The sequence below is a fragment of the Microcystis sp. M53598_WE2 genome (genome assembly GCF_030067735.1).
Lineage (GTDB): Bacteria > Cyanobacteriota > Cyanobacteriia > Cyanobacteriales > Microcystaceae > Microcystis > Microcystis aeruginosa.
The window spans coordinates 1-4,143 of record NZ_JASJFE010000478.1; the positions used below are offsets into that span (position 1 = coordinate 1).

A 4,143-nucleotide genomic window follows, 5' to 3' on the forward strand; every position below is an offset into this window, starting at 1 on the left:
GTGGGAAGTGGGGTAGTGGGGTAGTGGGGTAGTGGGGTAGTGGGGTAGTGGGGTAGTGGGGTAGTGGGGTAGTGGGGTAGTGGGGTAGTGGGGAAGCTGTCTCATCACCCTATCACCCCAAAACCCTATCACCCTATCTCCTCCTGTCTCCCGTCTCCTGATCAAGGCTAAATCACTAAAAAGTTTAAAATAGCGACGGCAACGACTAAAATCGCCCAAATTGCCGAACCCACATAGAGAAGGGGTTTCGATTGATCCCAGTTTTGGGGGGAAGCATAGGCAACGGGGACACCAATCACCATCAGCAAGGAAAATAAAACTAAGGCAATGAGAAAAAATTGAAAAACAATAGACATGATTGGGTTCTCCTAAAGCAGTTGATGTTTATTTAGATAATTCTCCCAGATTTGATACTTGTATGGAAGAGCCTCGCTTCCACTCAACTTAACTGGACGATCCTTCCTCTAAGTCCTCTCTGAATCAGGGGTTCCCAGGAGATATCCCTGTCAGACTGAATCCACGAGCATTTTAATTTTACTGCCAGTGACTACCCAGCCGCAGCGGGTTCTAAAATTTTTTTGATGTCTCCATCCTTGTCAAAAGCAGCATGGCAAGGGTTAGGTGGGGGAAGTGACTCCCTGTAATCCCTTGCCCAGATTACAGTATTTTCGCGTTTTCGCCAAACCTGCCCTAGAAAGGTCTCCAGACTGCTGAACTGCTAAAAGCTAATGCTCAAGCCCCCCAAACGGATGCCAGCGCCAAAAATGACGAACAATACTGCTAGAGTGGTGACGGCGACTATGTGCAGGGCGAGGACATTTAAGTTTTCCTTGCTCAGTTTAGGAATGAGAAAAAAGCGGGAATGAAGGGCCAAGATGAGAGTTAATAGCAGTAAAGCTAACTTAATTCCTATATAAACCGATAAAAAACTATCAAATGACCAAAAATCACGAAAACCGGGCAAATAAATCCAAGTCAGTCCTAGGCCTGTTATTACCTGCAACAATAGCGCAGATAACCCAAAACCTTCAAAATATTGCTCAAATTGACGAATTCGGTCTGGTTCTCGGTTTTTGAGGGCCTGGGGTAGAACGGTGACTGCCAACAATAAATGACCACCGGCCCAGACGGTCGCCCCTAGGGTGTGGAGAATTACTAGAATTTTGAATAACATGGGTTTCTCTCAGTCATGATTTGCTAACTTATAGTACTTGACCCGGTTATTTCCGAGTATTTAGTAACAATAGATACAGAAAAAATCTCGCTAACTTCTCCTTACTAAAAAATATGGATTTAATTTTATGTCATCAAACGGCGGATTTTGACGCTTTGGGGGCAGCGGTGGGTTTATCGTTGCTGAAAGCGGGTAGTCGCATTGTGTTAACGGGGGGAGCGCACCCAACGGTGAGGGAATTTTTGGCCCTGCATCGGGATGAATTCGCTTTAATTGAAATGCGTAGTGTTAATCCGGCCTGTATTCGCTCTTTAATTATCGTTGATAATCAGTGGCGGGAGCGTCTGGGAAAAGCTTCCCAGTGGCTCGATTTAGGGCATTTACAGGCGATCGAATTGTATGATCATCATTTAGATAGTGAAAGCGATATTCATGCCTCTAGCGTCCATTTAGAAGCGGTGGGAGCCACCACGACTTTAATTGTCGAAGCTTTACAAAAAGCCCAGATTAAACCAAACTCGATGGCAGCGACGGTAATGGCACTCGGTATTCACGTTGACACGGGTTCCCTGACTTTTGCCGGTAGTACCCCCAGGGATGCCTATGCTTTGGCTTGGTTAATGACCTGTGCTGCTAACATTAAAACGATCGCCCAATACTGTCAACCGAGTTTTTCCCCGCGCTTACAGGAGTTATTTAGCCTTGCTTGGGAAAATCTAGAGATTAAAACGATCCATGACCGTAAAATCGCCCACGTTCTCCTCCATACTGCCGATTTTATCCCCGGTTTGTCTAGTCTGGCCGAGCGCCTACTGGAATTATCCGATAGTGATGCACTACTTTTCGGCCATAGTTATAGTAAAGACGAGGAAGACAATTCCCGACAGCGTTTAACTGTGATTGGTCGCTCTAGAATCGATGGAGTGAATCTATATCAGCTTTTTTCCCCCTATAACGGCGGTGGTCATGCTCAGGCCGCTTCGGTGAGCTTTCGCGATGTTCAGCCAGTTCAACAGTTAAACCAACTGCTGGGGGACTTAATTGCTCAAATTCCTCCTTCTCCCACTGCTAGGGATTTAATGTCTTCTCCGGTGCGGACAATTCGTCCCGATACTTCCATATCTCAAGCCGAGCGCATCCTTTTCCGTTACGGCCATTCGGGTTTATCGGTGGTAGATGAGCAGGATCGCTTAGTTGGGGTGATTTCTCGTCGTGACCTCGATTTAGCTCTCCATCACGGCTTTTCTCGCTCTCCCGTGAAGGGATACATGACTTGTAATCCGAAAACTATTACCCCCGACACTTCCCTTCAGGAAATCGAGTCACTGATGGTAACGTATGATTTAGGGCGTTTACCTGTACTAGAAAATGGGCAGTTAGTCGGTATCGTCACTCGTACAGATGTATTAAGACAGATTCATCAAAATGAGCGGGTGCGTTTTGAAGGGGTTGCTTTGGTTTCCTGTCTTTTACCGACGATTAAAGAGCGTTTAGAGCCGGTTTTATGGTCATTTCTGCAATCTGCCGCCGCTGCCGCTCAAAAACGCGGTTGGCATCTCTATCTGGTTGGGGGTGCGGTGCGCGATTTATTGTTAGCGGCAGAAAGGGATACTTTATTGTTACAGGATATCGATTTAGTGGTGGATGGCTGCCATCGCGCCGCCGGTGTGGGTGCGGGGGTAGAATTGGCTAATTGTTTACGCGAAATTTATCCGGGGGCCCGGTTATCGATTCACGGGGAATTTCAGACGGCGGCTTTGTTATGGCACAAAGATGAGCGTTTTGGCTCGTTATGGGTGGATATCGCCACGGCACGCACGGAATTCTATCCCTATCCCGCCAGTAATCCCCAAGTGGAGGCTAGTTCGATTCGACAGGATTTGTATAGAAGGGATTTTACAATTAATTCTCTGGCAATTCGCCTAACTTCGCCGAAAGAGGGGGAATTACTCGACTTTTTTGGCGGTATGTTGGATTTACGCGCTCAAGAAATCCGGGTTCTCCACGCTAATAGTTTTATTGAGGATCCGACGCGCATCTATCGAGCGGTGCGTTTTGCCACTCGGTTAGGATTTGTTATTGAACCCTTGACAGAAAGCTATATTAGGTATGCGATCGAAAGTGGAGTTTATGAGCGCTCACGGCAACAAAATCAGAATGCACCCGCTTTACAGTCCCGTTTAAAAGCGGAGTTGAATTATATTTTAGAGGCGGATTACTGGGAAAGTGCCTTAGAAAAGTTGGCCGATTTGGGGGCTTTGCACTGTTTACACGGGGATTTAAGTTTAAATCAAGCTTTATGGCGACAATTGCGCTGTCTCAGTCGTTGGTTAGATTGTTTAAGTCTGGAATTGCCAGTGAATGCTTGGTTAATGCGGTTGGAATTATTAATCGCTTCTCTGGCTGTGGGGGAAAGAATAGCGATCGCTAATAATTTACAATTGCCCAAAGATACTGTGGAGCGTTTACAAAAACTAGAAGTTATGGAAAGGGAGATTAGCAATAATTTTGCTTATGATCAACCCGTTAGTCAAATTGTCAGCTTTTTCAATGGTTATAGGGTTCCTAGTTTGTTACTGGTGGCGGTGAGGAGTGAAACTAGGATTCGGGCTTTAATCTGGCAATATTTAACTAAATGGTCGCAGATTGAGGCTCCTATCGACGGCAATGACCTAAAAGCTTTGGGTTATCAACCGGGTCCCCAGTTTAAATCGTTACTTGCGGCGGTGTTGGGGGCAACTTTAGATGGAATAGTCAGCAATAAAAGCGAAGCTATGGCTTTTATTGCTAGATTAACTCGGGCTTGCTGAATAAATCTAAAAACCTTATTGGGTAAGACTTTTAGACTTTTTGTCAATCAAAAAGTACCAGTTGTGGGAGAGATAGGGGGAAAATTCTGGGACTTTTTCTCTGAAAATTAGGTAATTGACCAGATGAGAATCGGTAAAACCCTACACCCCACACCCCAC

3 protein-coding genes are annotated in these 4,143 nt (G+C 45.8%); 1 reads left to right on the forward strand and 2 read right to left on the reverse strand.

Annotated features, from left to right (window positions below; translation table 11 throughout):
• Window positions 1-167 precede the first annotated feature (167 nt).
• Window positions 168-356, reverse strand: a complete 189-nt coding sequence (gene psbZ, locus PX636_RS09960; protein ID WP_002732865.1) for a photosystem II reaction center protein PsbZ — start codon at window positions 354-356, stop codon at window positions 168-170.
• A gap of 362 nt (window positions 357-718) precedes the next feature.
• Window positions 719-1,174 (reverse strand): CopD family protein, encoded by a 456-nt coding sequence (locus tag PX636_RS09965; protein WP_288116990.1) that lies wholly within the window; start codon window positions 1,172-1,174, stop codon window positions 719-721.
• Between the two features lie 113 nt (window positions 1,175-1,287).
• Between PX636_RS09965 and PX636_RS09970 the strand changes: the two genes are divergently transcribed.
• Window positions 1,288-3,984 carry a CBS domain-containing protein gene (locus PX636_RS09970; RefSeq protein ID WP_288116991.1) on the forward strand — a complete coding sequence of 899 codons (2,697 nt, stop codon included), beginning with the start codon at window positions 1,288-1,290 and terminating at the stop codon, window positions 3,982-3,984.
• The last annotated feature ends 159 nt before the right edge of the window (window positions 3,985-4,143 follow it).